19 protein-coding genes and 5 tRNA genes are annotated in these 20,601 nt (G+C 53.3%); 3 read left to right on the top strand and 21 right to left on the bottom strand.

What is annotated here, in order from left to right; translation table 11 throughout:
• Positions 1-61: 61 nt before the first annotated feature.
• Positions 62-1,114 (bottom strand): 3-deoxy-7-phosphoheptulonate synthase AroG, encoded by a 1,053-nt coding sequence (gene aroG, locus ACOTZF_RS05950; protein WP_013097523.1) that lies wholly within the window; start codon positions 1,112-1,114, stop codon positions 62-64.
• A 304-nt stretch (positions 1,115-1,418) separates the two neighbouring features.
• Here aroG and ACOTZF_RS05945 point away from each other — a divergent pair, with 304 nt between their 5' ends.
• Both ACOTZF_RS05945 and zitB read left to right on the top strand, forming a co-directional pair.
• Complete coding sequence (locus ACOTZF_RS05945) at positions 1,419-1,796, top strand: YbgS-like family protein (protein WP_020685076.1); 378 nt, start codon at positions 1,419-1,421, stop codon at positions 1,794-1,796.
• Between the two features lie 106 nt (positions 1,797-1,902).
• Positions 1,903-2,835, top strand: a complete 933-nt coding sequence (zitB, locus tag ACOTZF_RS05940; RefSeq protein ID WP_013097525.1) for a CDF family zinc transporter ZitB — start codon at positions 1,903-1,905, stop codon at positions 2,833-2,835.
• Here the strand turns inward: zitB and pnuC are convergent.
• The 20 genes from pnuC to mngA all read right to left on the bottom strand — a co-directional run bounded on the left by pnuC (position 2,832) and on the right by mngA (position 19,699).
• Complete coding sequence (gene pnuC / locus ACOTZF_RS05935; protein ID WP_020685075.1) at positions 2,832-3,551, bottom strand: nicotinamide riboside transporter PnuC; 720 nt, start codon at positions 3,549-3,551, stop codon at positions 2,832-2,834. The two genes, zitB and pnuC, sit on opposite strands and share 4 nt — an antisense overlap.
• A 22-nt stretch (positions 3,552-3,573) precedes the next feature.
• Positions 3,574-4,617: a quinolinate synthase NadA gene (gene nadA / locus ACOTZF_RS05930; RefSeq protein WP_058679323.1), complete on the bottom strand. Its 1,044-nt coding sequence runs from the start codon at positions 4,615-4,617 to the stop codon at positions 3,574-3,576.
• A 191-nt stretch (positions 4,618-4,808) separates the two neighbouring features.
• Positions 4,809-4,884, bottom strand: a tRNA-Lys gene (locus ACOTZF_RS05925).
• Positions 4,885-4,906: 22 nt separating this feature from the next.
• Positions 4,907-4,982: transfer RNA gene (locus tag ACOTZF_RS05920), tRNA-Lys, on the bottom strand.
• A 146-nt stretch (positions 4,983-5,128) separates the two neighbouring features.
• Positions 5,129-5,204: transfer RNA gene (locus ACOTZF_RS05915), tRNA-Lys, on the bottom strand.
• Positions 5,205-5,207: 3 nt separating this feature from the next.
• Positions 5,208-5,283, bottom strand: a tRNA-Val gene (locus ACOTZF_RS05910).
• A 27-nt stretch (positions 5,284-5,310) separates the two neighbouring features.
• Positions 5,311-5,386: transfer RNA gene (locus tag ACOTZF_RS05905), tRNA-Lys, on the bottom strand.
• A gap of 161 nt (positions 5,387-5,547) precedes the next feature.
• Positions 5,548-6,342, bottom strand: coding sequence for a cell division protein CpoB (gene cpoB / locus ACOTZF_RS05900; protein WP_129251511.1), 795 nt, complete (start codon positions 6,340-6,342; stop codon positions 5,548-5,550).
• A gap of 9 nt (positions 6,343-6,351) precedes the next feature.
• A complete protein-coding gene (pal, locus tag ACOTZF_RS05895) occupies positions 6,352-6,873 on the bottom strand; it encodes a peptidoglycan-associated lipoprotein Pal (RefSeq protein ID WP_006177214.1) in 522 nt (173 codons plus the stop codon).
• 35 nt (positions 6,874-6,908) lie between these two features.
• Complete coding sequence (gene tolB / locus ACOTZF_RS05890; protein WP_013097529.1) at positions 6,909-8,201, bottom strand: Tol-Pal system beta propeller repeat protein TolB; 1,293 nt, start codon at positions 8,199-8,201, stop codon at positions 6,909-6,911.
• A 133-nt stretch (positions 8,202-8,334) separates the two neighbouring features.
• Positions 8,335-9,615 (bottom strand): cell envelope integrity protein TolA, encoded by a 1,281-nt coding sequence (tolA, locus tag ACOTZF_RS05885; RefSeq protein ID WP_102751686.1) that lies wholly within the window; start codon positions 9,613-9,615, stop codon positions 8,335-8,337.
• A 28-nt stretch (positions 9,616-9,643) separates the two neighbouring features.
• Positions 9,644-10,072, bottom strand: coding sequence for a colicin uptake protein TolR (tolR, locus tag ACOTZF_RS05880; protein ID WP_003858589.1), 429 nt, complete (start codon positions 10,070-10,072; stop codon positions 9,644-9,646).
• A gap of 3 nt (positions 10,073-10,075) precedes the next feature.
• The gene (gene tolQ, locus ACOTZF_RS05875) at positions 10,076-10,768 is read right to left on the bottom strand and encodes a Tol-Pal system protein TolQ (RefSeq protein WP_013097532.1); all 693 of its coding nucleotides are present in this window, start codon (positions 10,766-10,768) and stop codon (positions 10,076-10,078) included.
• Positions 10,765-11,169 carry a tol-pal system-associated acyl-CoA thioesterase gene (ybgC, locus tag ACOTZF_RS05870; RefSeq protein WP_003858593.1) on the bottom strand — a complete coding sequence of 135 codons (405 nt, stop codon included), beginning with the start codon at positions 11,167-11,169 and terminating at the stop codon, positions 10,765-10,767. The genes tolQ and ybgC overlap by 4 nt, the downstream gene beginning before the upstream one ends.
• Before the next feature lie 147 nt (positions 11,170-11,316).
• Positions 11,317-11,607 (bottom strand): cyd operon protein YbgE, encoded by a 291-nt coding sequence (gene ybgE, locus ACOTZF_RS05865; protein WP_038418916.1) that lies wholly within the window; start codon positions 11,605-11,607, stop codon positions 11,317-11,319.
• The gene (gene cydX / locus ACOTZF_RS05860) at positions 11,607-11,720 is read right to left on the bottom strand and encodes a cytochrome bd-I oxidase subunit CydX (RefSeq protein WP_003858598.1); all 114 of its coding nucleotides are present in this window, start codon (positions 11,718-11,720) and stop codon (positions 11,607-11,609) included. The genes ybgE and cydX overlap by 1 nt, the downstream gene beginning before the upstream one ends.
• A 14-nt stretch (positions 11,721-11,734) precedes the next feature.
• Positions 11,735-12,874 carry a cytochrome d ubiquinol oxidase subunit II gene (cydB, locus tag ACOTZF_RS05855; RefSeq protein WP_013097535.1) on the bottom strand — a complete coding sequence of 380 codons (1,140 nt, stop codon included), beginning with the start codon at positions 12,872-12,874 and terminating at the stop codon, positions 11,735-11,737.
• Positions 12,875-12,889: 15 nt separating this feature from the next.
• A complete protein-coding gene (cydA, locus tag ACOTZF_RS05850) occupies positions 12,890-14,458 on the bottom strand; it encodes a cytochrome ubiquinol oxidase subunit I (protein ID WP_129251513.1) in 1,569 nt (522 codons plus the stop codon).
• A gap of 670 nt (positions 14,459-15,128) precedes the next feature.
• Positions 15,129-17,759 carry a mannosylglycerate hydrolase gene (gene mngB, locus ACOTZF_RS05845; protein ID WP_129317845.1) on the bottom strand — a complete coding sequence of 877 codons (2,631 nt, stop codon included), beginning with the start codon at positions 17,757-17,759 and terminating at the stop codon, positions 15,129-15,131.
• A gap of 23 nt (positions 17,760-17,782) precedes the next feature.
• On the bottom strand, positions 17,783-19,699 hold the full coding sequence (gene mngA, locus ACOTZF_RS05840; RefSeq protein ID WP_013097538.1) for a PTS 2-O-a-mannosyl-D-glycerate transporter subunit IIABC: 1,917 nt from the start codon (positions 19,697-19,699) through the stop codon (positions 17,783-17,785).
• 171 nt (positions 19,700-19,870) lie between these two features.
• On the opposite strand from mngA, the gene ACOTZF_RS05835 reads away from it, so the two are divergent.
• Positions 19,871-20,587 carry a GntR family transcriptional regulator gene (locus ACOTZF_RS05835; protein WP_038986094.1) on the top strand — a complete coding sequence of 239 codons (717 nt, stop codon included), beginning with the start codon at positions 19,871-19,873 and terminating at the stop codon, positions 20,585-20,587.
• The last annotated feature ends 14 nt before the right edge of the window (positions 20,588-20,601 follow it).

Here is a 20,601-nt window from a genome sequence, read left to right as displayed (position 1 = left end):
TTTTCGCCGGACATAAAAAAAGCGCGGAGCCTTCCGCGCTTTTTTATTTGAGCCGGGAGAATCAACCGCGACGGGCTTTTACCGCATTCGCCAGCTGACGCAGGATGGCGTCGGTATCTTCCCAGCCAATGCAGGCATCCGTCACGCTCTTGCCATAGACCAGCGGCTCGCTGCCTTCGAGGTTCTGGTTACCCTCAACCAGATGGCTTTCAATCATCACCCCTATCACCGCTTTCTCGCCGCCAGCAATCTGCTGACAAACATCTGCGCCGACTTCCATCTGCTTTTTAAACTGCTTGCTGGAGTTGGCGTGGCTGAAGTCGATCATCACCTGAGGCGGCAGCCCCGCTTTTTCCAGCCCGACCTTCACTTCCGCGACATGTTTTGCGCTGTAGTTAGGCTCTTTACCGCCGCGCAGAATGATATGGCAGTCACCGTTACCGCTGGTGTTAACAATGGCAGAGTGACCCCATTTGGTCACGGACAGGAAGCAGTGTGGTGCCCCTGCCGCATTGATGGCGTCAATAGCGACTTTGATGGTGCCATCGGTACCGTTTTTAAAACCCACCGGGCAAGAGAGGCCGGACGCCAGTTCACGGTGAACCTGAGATTCAGTGGTACGCGCGCCAATGGCGCCCCAGCTCATCAGGTCTGCCAGATATTGTGGCGTAATCATATCCAGGAACTCACCGGCGGCTGGCAGGCCACTGTCGTTAATCTCCAGCAGCAGCTTGCGCGCAATACGCAGGCCGTCGTTAATCTGGAAGCTGTTGTCCATATGCGGATCGTTAATCAGCCCTTTCCAGCCAACGGTGGTGCGCGGCTTTTCAAAGTACACGCGCATCACAATTTCCAGCTCATCTTTAAGCTCTTCGCGCAGCTTAAGCAGTCTCGCGGCATACTCTTTTGCCGCGGCAGGATCGTGGATTGAGCACGGGCCAATCACCACCAGAAGACGATCGTCATTACCTTTCAGGATCTTGTGGATCGCTTTACGAGCATGAGAAACCGTGTTTGCGGCATTTTCAGTGGCGGGGAATTTCTCAAGGAGTGCTACAGGAGGTAATAACTCATTGATCTCTTTAATGCGTAAATCGTCGTTCTGATAATTCATCTTCTTTCCAGCTCTGCCATATCTTTTGTAATGAAAGCAATCCTTTCAATCTATCTTGTCGACCAGGAAGTGTAAACACGGTTTTACACTTCACGCAGATAATTCCTGGAATTCGCCTAAAAATCGCCACAAAATAGCGAAAAACGAGATCTAACCTAAGCTTTTTAACTGTAACAACCATTTTTGCTTTATTAAACGCGATTCCCTACTGACGTAAGTCCGTCTGGCGGGATCTTTCGCCTCTGAAAAAGATGCACTGTTGGAGAATGTTATCCAGCGTAACGACAAGAACAGGAGCACCATGATGAAAATGACGAAACTGGCAACTCTCTTCCTGACGGCAACCCTCACCCTGGCAAGCGGCAGCGTTCTTGCGGCTGAAACGAGCTCATCGGGTAACGGCGATGCTAACGCGGCTGCGTCAGCAGGCCAGGTGGCCCCTGATGCCAAACAGAATGTCGCCCCGAACAATGTCGATAACAGCCAAATTAATAACGGCAACACGAATACCGGCGGCACGATGCTGCACCCTGATGGTACCGACTCCGGCACCATGAATCATGACAATATGAGCAAGGATGAGGTTCACAAAAACACAATGTGTAAAGACGGCCGTTGCCCGGACGCGAATGACAAAGTGGGCGATGATGCCAATACCAAAACGGATGGTACAACCCAGTAACCGGTTATTGATTTAACTGCGAAAGGAGAGCTCAGGCTCTCCTTTCTTTTTGAGTAACTTATTAAAAACGCTACACTAATAACAATAACGAATCAGGAAAGATAACATGGCTCACACACATTCCCACGCCTCCGGCGACGACAACGCTAAACGCTTGCTGCTGGCCTTCGGCGTTACCGCCACCTTCATGATTATTGAGGTCATCGGCGGTTTGATCTCCGGCTCCCTGGCGCTGCTGGCTGACGCCGGACATATGCTTACCGATGCAGCAGCGCTGCTTTTTGCCCTCCTGGCCGTACAGTTTGCCCGTCGTCCTCCTAATGCACGCCATACATTCGGCTGGCTGAGGCTGACGACGCTTGCCGCGTTTGTTAATGCGATTGCGCTGGTGGTCATTACCCTTCTTATCGTCTGGGAGGCCATTCAGCGCTTCAGACACCCTCAGCCGGTCGCCGGGATGACAATGATGGCGATCGCCGTGGCGGGGCTGCTTGCCAATCTTCTGGCCTTCTGGATTTTGCATCGCGGCAGTGGTGAAAAGAACCTTAACGTACGCGCCGCGGCTCTGCATGTGATGGGAGATTTACTGGGCTCGGTGGGAGCCATTGTTGCCGCACTGGTGATCCTCTACACCGGCTGGACGCCTGTCGACCCTATTCTTTCTGTACTGGTCTCGTGTCTGGTGTTACGCAGCGCCTGGCGGCTATTGAAGGAGAGCGTCAATGAGTTGCTGGAGGGGGCGCCCGCCTCTGTGGATATCGCCGAGTTAAAGCGTAATCTGCATCGTTCAGTTCCTGAAGTACGTAACGTCCACCACGTGCACGTCTGGCTGGTGGGCGAGAAACCGGTTATGACGTTGCACGTCCAGGTGATCCCGCCGCACGACCACGATGCGCTGCTCGAACGCATCCAGCACTTTCTTGAACATCACTATGAAATTGGTCACGCGACCATCCAGATGGAGTACCAGCCCTGTAACGGGCCGGATTGCCACCTGAATGAGGCGCAGTCCGACCATTCACATCATCACCACCATTAACTGGAGAGCGCGTGAGAGCCTCGCTCACGCGCGCTGTTAATCCACATCCGGCTTCCGTTCAGGGCAATGAAGGTCAACAGCAGATATTCCAGAGACATCGCATAGACGCCCTGCAGGGCGAAAATCACCACGCTGATGACATTGATGATGACCCACAGCAGCCAGTTCTCAACGTATTTACGGGTCATCAGGATCATCGCCGCAATGGACAACACCATCATGCAGGAATCCCAGAACGGGAAAGCATCCGGTTGAAGCACAGGCATTGTCACCTGTAACCCGATGCCGGACATGGCCGCCACAGCAATACGGGTCAGGAAAGCAAATACCGGGTTGATGTAGACCGTCATTAAACCAATGGCGACCACACACGCGACAAACCAGGCGATGGCTTTCGGCAAGGGTAACCAGCGGATCTGCAGCTCGGCCTCCTGCTGGCTGTTCTGCCGAGACCACGCGTACCACCCGTAGATATTGGCCGCAAAAAAGAACAGCTGCAAAAGCAAGCTTGCGTAGAGCTGGATCTGGAAGAAGATAATCGCAAACAGCGTAACGTTAATGAGCCCGAACGCGTAATTGCTGATCTTCTCCAGGCTTGCGAGCCAGATACAGAGTAATCCCGCCAGCGTGCCAACGGCCTCAATCCATGACAGGTCATAGCCACCTGCACCAATCGGTATATGAACCAGAATGTTTTGTGTGCTAAAAAAATCCATCTTTTCCCCGGGACGTAGTGAATTAAGTACGTAGTGTAGCCGCAAAATCCAGCATGCGGTTAAGTGGAACTAACGCGCCTTCACGCAGAGCGGCATCCACATGGATTTCATGCGACGCACCGCCGGTTTCTAACCCTTCGGCAATCGCTTTCAGGCCGTTCATCGCCATCCACGGGCAGTGCGCACAGCTGCGGCACGTGGCCCCCTCGCCTGCGGTTGGCGCTTCGAGGAGCTCTTTCTCCGGCACGGCCTTCTGCATCTTGTAGAAGATACCGCGATCGGTCGCCACGATAAGCTGCTTATGCGGCAACGTTCTGGCAGCATTAATAAGCTGGCTGGTTGAACCCACGGCATTGGCCATGTCGACAATCGACTGCGGTGATTCAGGATGAACAAGAATAGCGGCATCAGGGTAAAGCGCCTTCATGCGGGACAGTGCCTGCGTCTTGAACTCGTCATGAACGATGCAGGCGCCCTGCCAGCAGAGCACGTCTGCCCCGGTCTGCTTCTGGACGTAGCTTCCCAGATGGCGGTCGGGTGCCCAGATAATCTTCTCACCCAGGCTGTCCAGGTGCTCAATCAGTTCAACGGCGATGCTCGACGTAACAACCCAGTCTGCGCGCGCTTTCACTGCAGCGGACGTATTGGCGTACACCACCACGGTCCGGTCAGGATGGGCATCGCAGAAGGCCGAGAATTCGTCAATCGGACAGCCGAGATCCAGTGAACACTCCGCGTTCAGCGTTGGCATCAGGATGGTTTTTTCAGGGCTAAGGATTTTTGCCGTTTCCCCCATAAAACGCACCCCCGCAACCAGGAGCGTGGAAGCAGGATGTTTTGCACCAAAGCGCGCCATCTCCAGAGAGTCAGAAATACAGCCTCCGGTCTCTTCCGCCAGCTGCTGGATTTCCGGGTCGGTGTAGTAATGTGCCACCATCACGGCATCTCGCTCTTTGAGAAGACGCTTGATTTTCTCACGGTAGAACTGCTTTTCATCCATGCTCAGCGGAACAGGCTTCGGCGGGAAGGGATAGATTGCGGCTTCAGGATCAAACATCACGCTCATTATGGCTTCTCGTTTTACTGGCTTAACAATATTGCCTTTCTTTTGCCTGACATAGCAAAACGCAGGGCAACTGTGTTTTGTATACTAAACAAGATAGCGAATCTGGAGTGAAAAGTCACCGGGAATAGATGTGCGGAGCATTTGTTGTATTGCAGATAGCAAAAAAGCGCCTTTAGGGCGCTTTTTAACATTGGTGGGTCGTGCAGGATTCGAACCTGCGACCAATTGATTAAAAGTCAACTGCTCTACCAACTGAGCTAACGACCCCTTGCGGGATTTTTCTTCGAAGTGGTGGGTCGTGCAGGATTCGAACCTGCGACCAATTGATTAAAAGTCAACTGCTCTACCAACTGAGCTAACGACCCATTCGGGTGCTGACTTCGAAGATTTTACTCGGTTCCACGTTTGAAGTGGTGGGTCGTGCAGGATGACTCGGCTTCGCCTCGCCCTTCGGGCCGTTGCTAAAGCAACGTTATCCTTCACGTTTAATATCTGAGTAAGACATTAAAATTGGTGGGTCGTGCAGGATTCGAACCTGCGACCAATTGATTAAAAGTCAACTGCTCTACCAACTGAGCTAACGACCCGAGTGGTGGGTGATGACGGGCTCGAACCGCCGACCCCCTCCGTGTAAAGGAGATGCTCTACCAACTGAGCTAATCACCCACTCTGTACTGCCGGAACTGCTTTAAGTGGTGGGTCGTGCAGGATTCGAACCTGCGACCAATTGATTAAAAGTCAACTGCTCTACCAACTGAGCTAACGACCCACTTTTACGCTGCTTTCACGTTGTTTGATATCCCGTGGCAACGGCGGCATATATTACTGATTTAAGAATTCTGCGCAACAAAAATTTCGATGAAGATCACTTAACTGCTTAGTAATCATGCTGCACGACCAGAAATAACGCGATTTCTGGTCATGCGATAATCATCCCATCGAACTCAGACGTTTTTGCGCCTGTTTGGCCCCTTCCGTGCCCGGGAATTTTGCAACCACCTGCTGATAAACCGCTTTGGCTTTCGCAGTGTCACCTTTGTCCTGCATGATCACGCCGACCTTAAACATCGCATCAGGCGCTTTTGGCGATTTCGGGTGATTTTTCACCACAGAAGCGAAATAAAACGCCGCATCGTCCTTTTTACCCTTGTTGTAATTCAACTGACCCAGCCAGTAATTTGCGTTTGGCTGGTAAGTGGAATCCGGGTACTTCTTAACGAAGTTCTGAAACGCAACGATAGCATCATCCTGGCGCGATTTATCCTGTACCAGTGCAATGGCCGCGTTGTAATCCGTGTTCGCGTCACCGCTCTGCACAGGCGCCCCTGTCGCAGCAGAGGCATCGGCTGAAGGCGCTGGCGCGTCTGTGGCCGCTCCGCTTTGATCGCCCGCTGCTGGTTGCGCTGCTGCCCCCCCGCTGCTCAGGCTATCAACCTGCAGCAAGATCTGCTTTTGACGTTCCACAACCTGGTTAAGCTGATACTGGCTCTCCTGAATCTGACCACGGAGGGAGTCAATATCAGTTTGGTTATCGGAAAGTTGTTGCTGGAGTTGGGTTAAAAGCTGACTGTGAGCGTTAGAGATACGCTCGAGTTGAGTGACCCGGTCTTCCACCGAGCCTGAGCCGACACTACTGATTGGTGCCTGAGCAAAAGCGGCCCAGGGGGCCGCTATTCCAACCAGTAACGACAGACTCAACAGATGATGTCTGAAGTTACTGCTCATGCAATTCTCTTAGTAAACCAGTACGGCACGACGGTTTTTGGCGTAAGCCGCTTCGTCATGACCCAGTACTGCAGGTTTTTCTTTACCGTAAGAAACGATGGAGATCTGGTCAGCAGAAACGCCTTTACCCTGCAGGTACATTTTAACAGCGTTAGCACGACGTTCACCCAGGGAGATGTTGTACTCTGGAGTACCACGTTCGTCCGCGTGACCTTCTACGGTGACTTTGTAAGACGGGTTGCTACGCAGGAAGTTAGCGTGAGCATCCAGCATCGCAGCGAAGTCAGAACGGATGTCGTATTTATCCAGATCGAAGTAAACGATGTTGTTCTGCTGCAGCTGCTGCATCTGAAGACGCGCTTGCTCTTCAGAGGACATGTTGCCATTGCCGTTCGCGTCCATACCGGTGCCGGCACCCATCATGCCTTCGCCGCTCTGGTCATTGCTGGCGTTCTTGTTAGAAGAACACGCTGCGATTGCCATTACAGGCAGAGCGATCATCAGCCCCTTCAGCACTTTGTTCAGTTGCATTTCTATGATTCCTTTAGTAATCAATTAATTATTATTTACAGATACGGCGACCAGGCAGGGGATTTTACCTGTCCATCAGTTGCCGGAATACGCGCTTTGAAACGCCCATCTGTAGAAACCAGATTCAGCACAGATCCCATCCCCTGAGAAGAGCTGTAGATTACCATAGTGCCGTTAGGTGCCAGACTTGGCGTTTCATCCAGGAACGTTGACGACAGAACTTGGACGCCACCCGCTACCAGATCTTGTTTGGCAATGTGCTGCTGCCCACCGTTGGAGCTGACCATTACCATAAATTTACCGTCGCTGCTCACATCTGCGTTCTGGTTCTGAGAGCCTTCCCAGGTGATACGCTGCGGAGCCCCGCCGTTGATGTTCACTTTATAGATTTGTGGACGGCCTGCCTGGTCAGAGGTAAACGCCAGGTTCTGGCTGTCCGGGAACCAGGATGGTTCCGTGTTGTTGCTGCGACCATCCGTCACCTGACGGATCTGACCAGAACCAATGTCCATCACGTACAGGTTCAGGCTACCGGTTTTGGACAGCGCAAAGGCCAGCTTAGAGCCGTCCGGCGAGAACGAAGGCGCACCGTTGTGACGCGGGAACGACGCCACCTGACGAACAGCACCGTTAGCCAGCGTCTGGATAACCAGCGCAGAACGACCGCTTTCGAAGGTCACGTAAGCCAGTTTAGACCCGTCCGGAGACCAGGCTGGAGACATCAGTGGCTGAGAAGAGCGTTTCACCAGGAACTGGTTGTAACCGTCGTAGTCAGAGACGCGCAGCTCATACGGGAACTGGCCGCCGTTGGTCTGTACCACATAGGCGATACGGGTACGGAACGCACCTTTAATACCGGTCAGTTTTTCGAATACCGCATCGCTGGCAGCGTGAGCCGCATAGCGCAGGTACTGTTTAGTGACCTTGTAAGAGTTCTGAGCCAGAACGGTACCCGGTGCACCACCGGTATCCACCAGCTGCCAGGCCACGTTGTAAGAGCCGTCCGGGTTAGGGGTAACCTGACCCACAACCACGGCATCAATGCCCAGTGCAGACCACGCGGCAGGCTGAACTTCCTGCGCGCTACCCGGCTGCTGAGGCAGACGAGAACGATCTAACGGGTTGAATTTACCGCTGTTACGCAGGTCAGCTGCCACGATGCCGCCGGCATCTTCAGGCGCCGCACCAGGGCCAGCCCACTGGAATGGAACTACACCGATTGGGCGTGCCGAGTCCACCCCCTGGGTGATCTCGATACGTACTTCTGCGTGCAGTACAGCTGCCCACAGCATTAAGAAACTAAATGCTACACGTAATGCCTGCTTCATCATATCTCCCTTATCTGGGTAACCTTACCCACGATAATTTAGCAGAATGTTAACAAACCCAAATAGACAAAACTACTAAACCCTGTGACTAAACCTGGTCTATTTTTCCCCGTTTGCACGGGGAAAATGTAACTTAAGGTTTGAAGTCCAGCGGTGCATTTTTAAAGACTTCGTAGACTGCCTGAGACGGTGGTTTAGGCATCTTCGCCTGACGTGCTGCAGCCTGAGCTGCAGTACACAAAGCGGGATCCCCACCTTCAGACTTAATATCAAGAAGCATGCCGTCCGGCGCCAGTTTTATACGCAGCGTACACGTTTTACCGGTATAGGAAGACGCATCATAGAATCGGCTTTCGATAGCGGATTTAATCTGCGCAGCATAGCCATTGATTTCAGCCCCTGTCGCACCGTTGCTCTTAGTGTTACCACTTCCTGTCGGTGCTGCGTTGTTTCCTTTCGCCCCACCGCCTGTTTTCGGCGCATTCTTACCGGAACTGAGATCGCCCAGCAGATCGTCAACGCCCGCAGCGGCAGCAGCTTTCTCTGCAGCAGCCTTTTTCGCTGCAGCTTTTTCAGCAGCCGCTTTTTTATCGGCAGCAGCCTTCTCAGCTGCAGCTTTTTTGTCGGCAGCCGCTTTCTCGGCGGCAGCTTTCTTCTCCGCAGCCGCTTTTTCAGCAGCGGCGGCTTTTTCTGCGGCAGCTTTCTCGGCAGCGGCGGCTTTCTTCGCAGCCTCGGCAGCCGCTTTCTTCTCGGCTTCCTGAGCCGCTTTTTTCGCAGCTTCGGCTTCCGCTTTCTTCTGAGCATCAGCAGCGGCTTTTTTCGCGGCTTCCGCTTCCGCTTTCTTCTGAGCATCAGCGGCGGCTTTCTTCGCGGCTTCCGCTTCCGCTTTCTTCTGGGCGTCGGCAGCGGCTTTCTTCGCCGCTTCTGCCGCTAATTTCGCCTGGGCATCAGCCTGTGCTTTGGCATCCGCTGCGGCTTTCGCTGCCGCCTCTTCCGCCTGCTTTTGCTGTTCCTGGGCTTTCTTCGCGGCCTCTTCGGCTTGCTTCTGCTGTTCTGCCTGCTCTTTCGCGGCTTCCTGCGCCTGCAAACGTTCTTTCTCAAGCTGCTTCAGACGTTCCTGCTCGGCGGCCTGCTTTTCACGCAGTTCCTCCGCTTGCTGTTGCGCCTGTTTTTCTCGCTGCTCTTCAGCCCGTTTTGCACTCGCCTGCTGCTGTTGCTGACGGTTATAGTTCTGCACGACCGCACCGGGATCCACCATGACGGCGTCGATAGAAGAACCGCCACCGCCGCCTGATGCATCAATATGCTCGTCGAACGAACTCCAGATCAGCCCTGCAAAAAGGATCACATGCAGCACTGCGGAGACGATTATCGCTCGCTTAAGCTTGTCGTTCTGTTCGGTTGCCTTTGACACTATCGGTTCCCAAAAACTACGCGGATGATCAAATAGGCTGAGTCATTAAGCCGACAGACTTAACACCCGCACTATGTAGCAAGTTCAGCGCTTTAATAATTTCATCGTAAGGCACGTCTTTCGCACCACCGATTAAGAAGACCGTTTTCGGATTTGACTCCAGGCGTCGTTGCGCTTCAGCAATCACCTGCTCCGGCGGTAGCTGATCCATACGATCTTTCTCTACCACGACGCTGTATTGCCCTACGCCGGAAACCTCAATGATGACCGGAGGATCGTCATTGGTGCTTACCGCCTGTGATTCTGTCGCATCCGGCAGATCAACTTCCACGCTCTGGGTAATGATGGGCGCTGTCGCCATAAAGATCAGCAGCAACACCAGCAGTACGTCCAGCAGCGGAACGATATTGATTTCGGACTTGAGCTCGCGACGACCTCGTCCACGCGATCTGGCCATGGTTTACCCCTTGTTGCTCTCGGTGCTGGTAAACGCCTGACGGTGCAGAATCGCGGTGAACTCTTCCATGAAGTTGTCGTAGTTCAGTTCCAGTTTATTCACGCGCTGGTTCAGACGGTTGTAAGCCATAACCGCCGGGATTGCCGCAAACAGACCGATAGCGGTTGCAATCAGTGCTTCTGCAATACCCGGTGCAACCATCTGCAACGTCGCCTGCTTCACTGCGCCCAGCGCGATAAAGGCGTGCATAATCCCCCACACCGTACCAAACAGGCCGATATACGGGCTGATGGACCCCACCGTTCCCAGGAAAGGAATGTGCGTTTCAAGATTTTCCAGCTCGCGGTTCATGGAGATACGCATCGCACGCGAGGCCCCTTCCACCACCGCTTCAGGTGCATGGCTGTTCGCACGGTGCAGACGGGCAAACTCTTTGAATCCGCTGTAGAAAATTTGTTCGGAGCCAGCGAGACTATCGCGACGACCCTGACTTTCCTGATACAGACGGGACAGTTCGATACCCGACCAGAACTTGTCTTCAAACGCTTCCGCTTCACGGCCAGCCGCATTGAGAATACGCGTTCTCTGGATGATGATGGCCCAGGATGCGATTGAAAAACCAATCAAAATCAGCATGATAAGTTTAACCAGAAGGCTTGCCTTCAGGAACAAATCAAGGATATTCATGTCAGTCACTGCTTAAACTCCGCGACAATAGACTTAGGAAGCGCACGAGGCTTCATTATGGTTGGATCAACACAGACAATCAGTACTTCAGCTGAGTTCAGTACGGTGTTCTCTGCATTGACTATCCGCTGCGTGAAAACCAGCGAGGTTCCGCGCATTGATGTAATTTCAGTTTGGACTTCGAGCATATCGTCGAGTCTGGCAGGCGCAAAATACTCAAGCGTCATCTTGCGTACCACAAAGGCAACTCGCTCAGCCAACAGTACCTGTTGACTAAAGTGATGATGGCGCAGCATCTCTGTGCGTGCCCGTTCATAAAAAGCAACGTAGCTGGCGTGGTAAACCACACCACCGGCATCGGTATCTTCGTAATAGACACGAACCGGCCATCGAAACAGCGTTGTATTCACTTTACATCCCGGTAATGCAACAAAAGTTTATGCTTTAAACTTCGCTACTATACGCGCGGGAATGATGGTTTGGAATGGGAGAAAGTAAACGGAGAGTAAATTTTTATGGGCTCGGGTAAGCCCATATGGTTAACGGACATTTCTTATTCAGAAGAAGAAGAAAATCAATCCAGCAAGCAGCACGATATCGGCAATAAGCGGGCAGAAAATGCCCTGCCAGTGAATCGCTTTCGGACGAAAGCCTACGCCGTGGATCACACCTGCGCACACCGCCCACATAATGAGAAAGCCGTGCCAGATCTCAAGCTCACTGGTCTTCGCTGCAAAACGCGAAGGGTCCCAGAAGATACACCCTGCCAGCAGTAATGCCATCACTAAAGAAAGCGCCCGTAACGGGCGCTTATCCATTACCGCATATAACGTTGCGATAATATTCATTAGTGTTTTTCTTCACCCGCTTTGGTCGCTTCAACGTGCTCAAGCGCCAGGGCAGTGATGACACCAAAAGCACAGGCAAGAAGCGTCCCTAAAATCCATGCGAAATACCACATATTCAGCTCCTTACTTAGTACATAGAGTGGGTGTTGCTTTCGATATGTTCTTTAGTGATACGACCGAACATTTTCCAGTAACACCAGATGGTGTAGGCCAGAACAATCGGAACGAACACGCAAGCAACATAAGTCATTAAGTTCAGCGTCATATGGCTGGAGGTTGCATCCCACATGGTCAGGCTAGCATTCAGCATGGTGCTGGATGGCATCACGAATGGGAACATAGCGATACCTGCAGTCAGGATGATGCACGCCAGCGTCAGTGATGAGAACACGAACGCCAGAGCGCCTTTTTCCAGACGAGACGTCAGAACCGTCAGCAGCGGCAGCAACACACCCAACGCCGGAATAGCCCACAGCACAGGCATCGCGTTGAAGTTCACCAGCCATGCACCGGCCTCACGCGCCACTTCTTTGGTCAGCGGGTTAGACGGCGCGACGTGGTTAATCGCAGACGTCACCACGTAACCATCAATACCGTAGACCACCCAAACACCTGCCAGCGCGAAGCAGACCAGTGTGATCAGGGCAGCAACCTGAGCCGTTGCACGAGAACGCAGATGCAGCTCACCAACAGTACGCATCTGCAGATAGGTTGCGCCCTGGGTGATGATCATCGCCACACTGACTACGCCTGCCAGCAGACCAAACGGATTCAGCAGCTGGAAGAAGTTACCGGTGTAGTAAAGACGCATGTACTCGTCCATGTGGAACGGTACACCCTGTAGCAGGTTACCGAATGCCACACCAATCACCAGCGGTGGAACGAAGCTACCAATGAAGATGCCCCAGTCCCACATGTTACGCCAGCGGGTGTCTTCAATCTTGGAACGGTAGTCGAAACCGACCGGACGGAAGAATAAAGACGCCAGAACCAGAATCATCGCCACGTAGAAACCGGAAAACGCAGCCGCGTAAACCATCGGCCAGGCAGCAAACAGCGCGCCGCCTGCGGTGATCAGCCACACCTGGTTACCGTCCCAGTGTGGGGCGATGGAGTTGATCATGATTCGACGCTCGGTGTCATTACGACCGAGGAAACGGGTGAGCATCCCCACCCCCATGTCGAAACCATCCGTGACAGCAAAACCGATCAGCAGAACACCGATCAACAGCCACCAGATAAAACGCAATACTTCATAATCGATCATTTGATGACTCCTGTCTTAGCGTGCCGGCTGAGTAGTCACACCGGACTGCTCGTAGTGATAGCGACCGGTTTTCAGGCTGCTTGGGCCAAGGCGCGCGAACTTGAACATCAGGAACAGTTCAGCCACCAGGAACAGGGTGTAGAGACCACAGATCAGCAGCATTGAGAAGATCAGATCGCCTGCTGTCAGCGAGGAGTTGGCCACCGCCGTTGGCAGCACCTCACCAATCGCCCATGGCTGACGTCCATACTCCGCAACAAACCAGCCGGACTCAATTGCGATCCACGGCAGCGGGATAGCATACAGCGCCGTACGCAGCAGCCATTTTTTCTCGCCGATGCGGTTACGAATCACAGACCAGAAGGACGCCGCAATGATCAGCAGCATGATGATGCCGCAGCCTACCATGATACGGAATGCAAAGTAGAGTGGCGCTACGCGTGGAATAGAGTCTTTGGTTGCCATCTGGATCTGCGCTTCCGTCGCGTCGGAGACGTTCGGGGTATAGCGTTTCAGCAGCAGACCGTAGCCCAGATCTTTCTTCACGTCGTTGAACTGGTCACGAACGGCCTGGTCGGTAGAACCGTCACGCAGCTGTTCCAGCAGAGCGTAGGCTTTCATACCGTTACGGATACGGCCTTCGTGCTGCTCCATCAGCTCTTTCAGACCCGTCACCTGTTTGTCAACAGAACGGGTGGCGATGATACCCAGCGCATAAGGAATTTGAATGGCGAAGCGGTTTTCCTGGGCGTCCTGGTCCGGAATACCGAACAGGGTAAAGGCAGCCGGGGCCGGTTGGGTTTCCCATTCAGCTTCGATTGCGGCGAGCTTGGTTTTCTGTACGTCACCCATTTCATAACCGGATTCATCACCCAGCACGATAACGGAGAGGATGGCAGCCATACCGAAGCTTGCAGCGATAGCAAAGGAACGTTTAGCGAAGGCGAAGTCACGACCACGCAGCATATAGTAGGAGCTGATGCCCAGAATGAACATCGCGCCGCACACATAGCCAGAGGCCACGGTGTGGACGAATTTAACCTGAGCAACCGGGTTCAGGACCAGCTCGGCAAAGCTGACCATCTCCATACGCATGGTTTCGAAGTTGAAATCAGACGCAATCGGGTTCTGCATCCAGCCGTTTGCCACCAGGATCCACAGCGCGGACAGGTTAGACCCTAATGCCACCAGCCAGGTCACCGCCATATGCTGGACTTTGCCCAGACGGTCCCAGCCGAAGAAGAACAGACCTACAAAGGTGGATTCGAGGAAGAAGGCCATCAGACCTTCAATGGCCAGCGGCGCACCGAAGATATCCCCTACATAGTGGGAATAATATGACCAGTTAGTCCCGAACTGGAACTCCATGGTCAAACCGGTAGCCACGCCCAGTGCGAAGTTGATACCAAACAACTTGCCCCAGAACTTGGTCATATCTTTATAAATCTGTTTGCCGGACAGAACGTATACCGTTTCCATGATGGCCAGCAGGAACGCCATACCGAGCGTCAGCGGCACAAACAGGAAGTGGTACATCGCGGTCAAGGCAAACTGTAAGCGCGACAGTTCGACTACGTCTAACATTATGACTCCTTGCTCATCGCATGAAGACTCCGAGAGTGAACCCCAGGAAAAGGATCCACACGCATGCCCCAATACAAAGTTATCTGCTCCCCTTCTTCGTTGCCTATTCTCTACAGAATGAAAAAGCAGTGATGAAAGGTTACAAATACGTTAATAAAAAACTCAAATTGGTCCCGCAAATATAATACGCTGCAAAACCCTTACAATAAACAGGTTTTTATTGAATCATATTTACGTTTTTCGACGGCGATCAATTTATAGCAAAATTACCACTTTTCGACCATTTTGATCGGGGACAATTTAGCGCTTTTAAGCACCTTTTTCCAAGGATTAAACTTTGATTTAAATCAAAAACAACGACCGATGTTAACTATGTTTAAACGCGGTAAGAATGGTAAAAACCATGTTAACGATATGTGCATACAAAGCTGTGATTGGTTATCGAAGAAGGGAAAAAATATAAACAGAAGTGATTTTAATTAACGCAAAAGAAAAACACCTTTTAGACGCAGGGCAATCCTTAAAGCGTAGTCGGGCCAGGTTATTTTTCCAGAGTTTGACTGCAACCCTTCGAAATTACATTTAATTTACTTTTCGCGCTCTATAAGTTAACACCGTAGCGTGACTATTTAATGAAAAAAGGCTGCACTTGGCAGCCTTTTTTCGTTTTTCAGGCAAGAAGAATGCTAAAGGTTCGTGACTGCCCCGGTCTGAACGTGCCGGTAATCCCCTGCTCTTTACGATCATCCAGTAACCGTTCATTCAGGTCCGTTTCGCCGCACCGTTTCAACGCCGGGTTAACGGATAACGTCGTCTCGCAGACGCTGGACTCCGAAGGGTTGAACAGGCGAAGAATAAGTTCATCCCGATCTTCCGCTTTTTTGAGCGCGCTGAGCACGCATCCCGTCGGGGAAAGCGCCAGCAGACTGTAACTTTCCGGCGTGGTGAACGACGCACGGTTTAATTTCATCGCATCCCAGGGGATCTTGTTATAGCACTGCACCGGCGTTAACCACGCCTTAGCCTGCTGCGTGACGCCCGAGCTTTCAGGGGTGCCACTGAAACTGAACAGGCTAAAACGGCAGGTTAACGGACCACGCATCTGGGAATCCGGGACGGGCATCTTGATCCCCGAAGGTCTGCCAGGGCGCAACAGCAAATCTTCTTTTCCGAGTAACCCCACGCCGCGCAGCAGAGTCAGCGCAAAGGCTTTTTTGGTATCGCCCACCACTTCAAATTCACGTAGTCCTTCTGTAAACAGCGCAAGCCCGTTTCGCTTTTCCTGCAGCACGGCATAGTTGAGCAAATTCCAGACAGGAACGGGCGCTTCTTTCCAGCCCTCTTCCTGCCAGCGTTGCATCGCAGCGTCCTGCACGGGGCGAGTCATGGTGCCAAACTGCGTATCCGCGAGCACGTGCTGAGTCGTAAACGGTGTGGGGATCAGCACCCGAACGCGGTGGTCATCCGCCTGGTTATCCAGACGCACCGCCACATCAATACGTCTGCTGTTGTGGCTGAGCGTAATGTCAAATGCCACATCAAGAGAACCCTTTCGCTGACGTGCAGCGCGTTCAGAGAGGTTTGCCGGTACAGCAATACGGTGGCGGATCACCGCCCTGCTCTGCCAGGCTTCGTGTATGACCTCAACCTGATGCTCGCCCTGTGCTGAAGTGAGTCTCCACTCTTTCCGTGAAGGCGAGTAGTCGTACTCATCGCCATCATCCGAACTCTCTTCAATCTCCAGTACCCGGTCGTAAATCAGGCCGGTTTCTTTGTCGCGCAGACGCAGCGTACCGTCGTCGTTTATATCAATCTGCCAGAAAGCATTTTCGATTAAAGCACCGGTGTTTTGCGCCGGAGAGAGCACCTTTCCGGCTACGCGCGGTTCTATAAACAGCGTACGGTAGCCCATCGACGGCAGGATCTGGCTGAGCTGGATATCAAACTCCATAAACGGTTCGTAGTTGCCGTAATGGACAATCTGCCGGTCAATGAGACCAGGGTCGAGCTCGCGCGCGCTGCGAATGAAATACGGGATCTCGTTGCCTTTCTCATCACGCAGACGAAACTGGCTGGCGCGCAGCCGAATCGTGGTGTTCATCACCTCTTCACGCGGCCAGGGCATCAGGTTGAACATCACCAGCTTATCGGCGTCGGATTGCGGCATGTTGTCGACAATCTTGCGCATATAGAAGCGCACCAGGTTGTCTGCCATATCCTCAGCCAGCTCAAAGCGGGAGACAATCTCGCGATGCACCTTATCGCTGCAGCAGCAGCCGATGCTGTCGTGGGCGTGATTCTTGAGGATCTCTTTCCACATTTTCTCCAGCAGACCGTGGTGATAGTCGAAGCCGAGAGTCCAGGCAAGCGTCGCCAGCGGCTCAAGCACGTTGACGATTTTATTCTCGATACGCGCATGGGCGATTTTAATATCCATGCGCGTGGAGCCGATTGTCCGGTGCACACGCATGTATTTCCCGTCGATAAACTCCCCTTTCAGCGTCGCCAGTTCATCGCGCCGCGCCTCAATATGGTCAAACACCTCCTCGAAGCGGCTCATCACAAACTGACGTTGCGGATAGATTTCACGAAGCTTCTCCATCACCGCAAAAAGGTTCTGCTGCAGCGGCATCTGGTCGTGGCCGTTGGGCAGCAAAATCTCTTTGGTGACGGAGGCGTTTTCCAGGACCTCGAAATAACTGTCGAGCCGTCTTCGTAACCCGGCCTCATCCTCAGGTAAGTACTTACCAATCGCATAGCCCAGCGGCAGCACCTGTGCCGTCACTTCACTGCCGTCCTGGCTCTGCCAGAGAAATTCGGTTTTATCGGTACCGTGTCGTTCAGAACAGCCGCGCCAGAACATCGTGCGGGTAATGCCAAAGCCGTTATAAATATGCGGAAGCTGGCCTGACATCCCAAACGAATCCGGCAGATAACCGATCATCATCGGCTCGCCGAACGCCATACAGTCGCGAATACCGTACATCAGGTTGCGGACAATCGACTCGCCGCTGACGATCGTGGTATCGGTCTGGGTATACCACGGGCCGATAATCAGTTTTCCGCGCTCGACAAGTGCCTTCACCCGCGAGCGGTTTTCGGGCTTGACGGCAAAGTAATCCTCCAGCACTGCCGTCTGACCGTCGAGAACGTAATATTTATAGGCCTCGTCCTGCTCCAGACGGGTCAGGATCTCTTCCATATTATTGACCAGAAGAATACGCGACTCTTCGGTGGTGAAGTACCACTCACGGTCCCAGTGCATATGCGGCGTGATATGAACGCGAGATACAGCTTTCATCTTCGTTTCCTGTGTTGTGCGTTTTACGGTATGGCGTCTTCAGTGATGTATTTGCCCGTTTTGACCGCCTGACGTCGCCAGAGCAGCAGAATAAATGTGGAGATAGCGGTCCCCACCAGCGCCGCGCCAAACCAGCCTGCCGCTGCAACCACACCGCTCAGCCCTGCATCATGAAGTAAAAAGAGCGAGAAAATGCCTGCGCCCGGCGTGGACAGGCCGATCCCCATCGCGCCAACAATCGCCCCTGTCACCATGGAGCCCAGCACAAATGAGCCAATGACGCGGAGGGGATCTTCAATCGCCATCGGTATCGCCCCTTCGGTAATGCCCGCGAGGCCAAGCAGCCACGTTGATTTGCCGGTTTCAATTTCAAACGGCTTAAACAATCTCGGCGCCAGCATCGTTGACGCCGTCACGGTAAAGGCCGAGACCATCTTGACGGAGGCGAAAATCGCATAGGGGCCATATACCCCGTTGGCCATCGCCCCGAGGCAGAACGCGTAGGAGGCTTTGTTGACCGGCCCGCCCAAATCGAACGAACACATAAAGCCAAGGATCGCGCCCAGGAGCAGCGCATTCGCGCCAGAAAGACCATTAAGCCAGGCGGTGAGCGCGTTGTTTATCCAGGCCACCGGTTCGCCGATCACAAACAGCATCAGGCTGCCTGCGCCCAGCACGCCAATAACCGGATAAAGATAAAAGGTTAAGAAGCCGTTGAAGCGGCTACTGAGGCGTATGTGATTTTTCACCCAGCGCATCAGGTAGCCCGCAATCAGCCCGCCTGCGATGGCCCCCAGAAAACCGGAACCAATCATATTGGCAGCCAGACCGGCAGCGAAACCCGGCGTCAGCGCCGGTTTATCCGCCAGTGAATAAGCGGTATACGCCGCCAGAACGGGAACCATCAGCATACCAAGCATGCCGCCGCCAAGCTTGCGGTACATCCACAGCCACGAATTTTCCTGATCGAACAAGTGCTGCAGCCCCAGGATTTGCGCCAGCAATACCGACACGGCCAGCACCGTACCACCGGCAACAATCAACGGCACCGCAAAGGAGATGCCGCTCAGGAGCGCCTGCTTGAGCTCGGTTTTGACACTCTTTTTTGTTTCAGTATCGACGGGCGCATGCCGCGCAGCGTCGGCAGGCTTTAACGCCAGCGCGCGTTCTATTAACGCTTCAGCATGGCGTAGTGGTTCCGCAACGGGTACGGAAACGGTGGGGATCCCCGCAAAGCGTTCACTCTCTTTGATCGCCACTTCTGCGGCAAAGATACATGCTCTGGCCTCCTGCAGTTGCTGCGAGGTGAGGCGTCCCTCAATACCGTTCGCCCCCTGCTTTTCCACCACCACGTTGACGCCCATCCTGCGTCCCGCTTTTTCCAGGTACTCCGCCGCCATATAGGTGTGGGCAATCCCGGCCGGGCAGGCGGTAACGCAGACAATAGTCGGGGCACTCTCCTGGATGGCGTCGGCCTGCTCCCCGGGTGCGGCGTCCAGCGCGGTCAGCACACCTTCGGCCGTGGTCGCCGCCATTACGCGGGCCCTGAGATCGTCATCCGCCAGGCGAGACGTGAGCGCCGTTAACACCTCAATATGCGTTGATCCGGCTTCCGCCGGAGGGATCGCGAGCAGGAAAATGAGCGTGACCTCTTCCGGCCCGTCCACCCCTTCCCATTCCAGCGGCTCGCACAGCGTTGCGACGGCAAATGCCGCCTCTTTTACCGTGGCCGATTTGCCATGGGGGACAGCCAGCCCCTCACCCAGCGCGGTTGGGCCAAGCGATTCCCGTTGAAAAACGTCCACCAGAAAAGCCTCGGCGTCAGTGATTTTGCCCAGCGCCTCCAGCCGCATCGCGAGCTGACGTATTGCCTCATCACGGCGGGTAAACTGCGCCTGAACGCAGACAGCACGCGGATCGGTCAGGGTCGTCAGGTTCATAGAGATCCTCACAGTTGCATCGTTATAGTCTGCGGAGGATTGTGGCAGAGAGGATAATACATTTATGTGATCATTTTCACTAACATCAACATTTGTATTTAATTTGTATTATTTACAAATCATTAGTTGAATGCATAATTCTCTGAAAAGGTATTAATCAGGCGCGATAAAATGGGCAATAAACCGCGATACCGGCAGATAGCGGATGTCTTCCGCGAAAAAATTAACGCCGGAGAATTAAAACCGGGTGACGCGCTACCAACGGAATCCAGCCTTCAGGAGGCGTTTAGCGTCAGCCGCGTCACCGTCCGGCAGGCCCTGAAACTGCTTGCCGACGAACAGATCATCGAAAGCATCCAGGGCAGTGGTTCATATGTGAAAGAGGAGCGGGTCAATTACGACATTTACCAGCTCACCGGCTTTTACGAAAAACTGGCGGATCGCAACGTTGATACGCACAGCGACGTTAAAATTTTTGAAGTGGTAAAAGCCGATACAAGACTCGCGGCTACGCTGGCAATTGGCGAGGATGATAAGGTCTGGCACGTCAAGCGCGTACGCTTCATCAAGCAGAAGCCGGTAAACCTGGAAGAAACCTGGATGCCGCTGGCGATGTTCCCCGACCTCACCTGGGAAGTGATGGAAAAGTCGAAATACCACTACGTTGAACAGATCAAAAAGCTGGTCATCGATCGCAGTGAACAGGAGCTGGTGCCGGTCATGCCCTCAGAAGAGGCGATTGCCGCGCTGGCGCTCGATCCGGCAAAACCGATCCTGGAAAAAGTCTCCCGCGGTTTCCTGAATGATGGCCGGGTTTTCGAATACAGCCGCAACGTGTTCAATACCGACGATTACAAATTCACCCTCGTGGCGAAACGCAGGCAATAAAAAAGGCCGCTTTA

Source organism: Enterobacter cloacae complex sp. SHL021 (genome assembly GCF_049237765.1).
Classification (GTDB): Bacteria; Pseudomonadota; Gammaproteobacteria; order Enterobacterales; family Enterobacteriaceae; genus Enterobacter; species Enterobacter cloacae.
Note: the sequence above shows the minus strand (reverse complement) of the source record. Positions and strands in the feature narration are given on the sequence as shown.

What these genes read in the sequence shown, in the direction of transcription:
- aroG (WP_013097523.1), bottom strand. Translation starts at nt 1,114, where the DNA reads ATGAATTATCAGAACGACGATTTACGCATTAAAGAGATCAATGAGTTA.
- ACOTZF_RS05945 (WP_020685076.1), top strand. Translation starts at nt 1,419, where the DNA reads ATGAAAATGACGAAACTGGCAACTCTCTTCCTGACGGCAACCCTCACC.
- zitB (WP_013097525.1), top strand. Translation starts at nt 1,903, where the DNA reads ATGGCTCACACACATTCCCACGCCTCCGGCGACGACAACGCTAAACGC.
- pnuC (WP_020685075.1), bottom strand. Translation starts at nt 3,551, where the DNA reads ATGGATTTTTTTAGCACACAAAACATTCTGGTTCATATACCGATTGGT.
- nadA (WP_058679323.1), bottom strand. Translation starts at nt 4,617, where the DNA reads ATGAGCGTGATGTTTGATCCTGAAGCCGCAATCTATCCCTTCCCGCCG.
- cpoB (WP_129251511.1), bottom strand. Translation starts at nt 6,342, where the DNA reads ATGAGCAGTAACTTCAGACATCATCTGTTGAGTCTGTCGTTACTGGTT.
- pal (WP_006177214.1), bottom strand. Translation starts at nt 6,873, where the DNA reads ATGCAACTGAACAAAGTGCTGAAGGGGCTGATGATCGCTCTGCCTGTA.
- tolB (WP_013097529.1), bottom strand. Translation starts at nt 8,201, where the DNA reads ATGAAGCAGGCATTACGTGTAGCATTTAGTTTCTTAATGCTGTGGGCA.
- tolR (WP_003858589.1), bottom strand. Translation starts at nt 10,072, where the DNA reads ATGGCCAGATCGCGTGGACGAGGTCGTCGCGAGCTCAAGTCCGAAATC.
- ybgE (WP_038418916.1), bottom strand. Translation starts at nt 11,607, where the DNA reads ATGAATATTATCGCAACGTTATATGCGGTAATGGATAAGCGCCCGTTA.
- cydX (WP_003858598.1), bottom strand. Translation starts at nt 11,720, where the DNA reads ATGTGGTATTTCGCATGGATTTTAGGGACGCTTCTTGCCTGTGCTTTT.
- cydB (WP_013097535.1), bottom strand. Translation starts at nt 12,874, where the DNA reads ATGATCGATTATGAAGTATTGCGTTTTATCTGGTGGCTGTTGATCGGT.
- cydA (WP_129251513.1), bottom strand. Translation starts at nt 14,458, where the DNA reads ATGTTAGACGTAGTCGAACTGTCGCGCTTACAGTTTGCCTTGACCGCG.
- mngB (WP_129317845.1), bottom strand. Translation starts at nt 17,759, where the DNA reads ATGAAAGCTGTATCTCGCGTTCATATCACGCCGCATATGCACTGGGAC.
- mngA (WP_013097538.1), bottom strand. Translation starts at nt 19,699, where the DNA reads ATGAACCTGACGACCCTGACCGATCCGCGTGCTGTCTGCGTTCAGGCG.
- ACOTZF_RS05835 (WP_038986094.1), top strand. Translation starts at nt 19,871, where the DNA reads ATGGGCAATAAACCGCGATACCGGCAGATAGCGGATGTCTTCCGCGAA.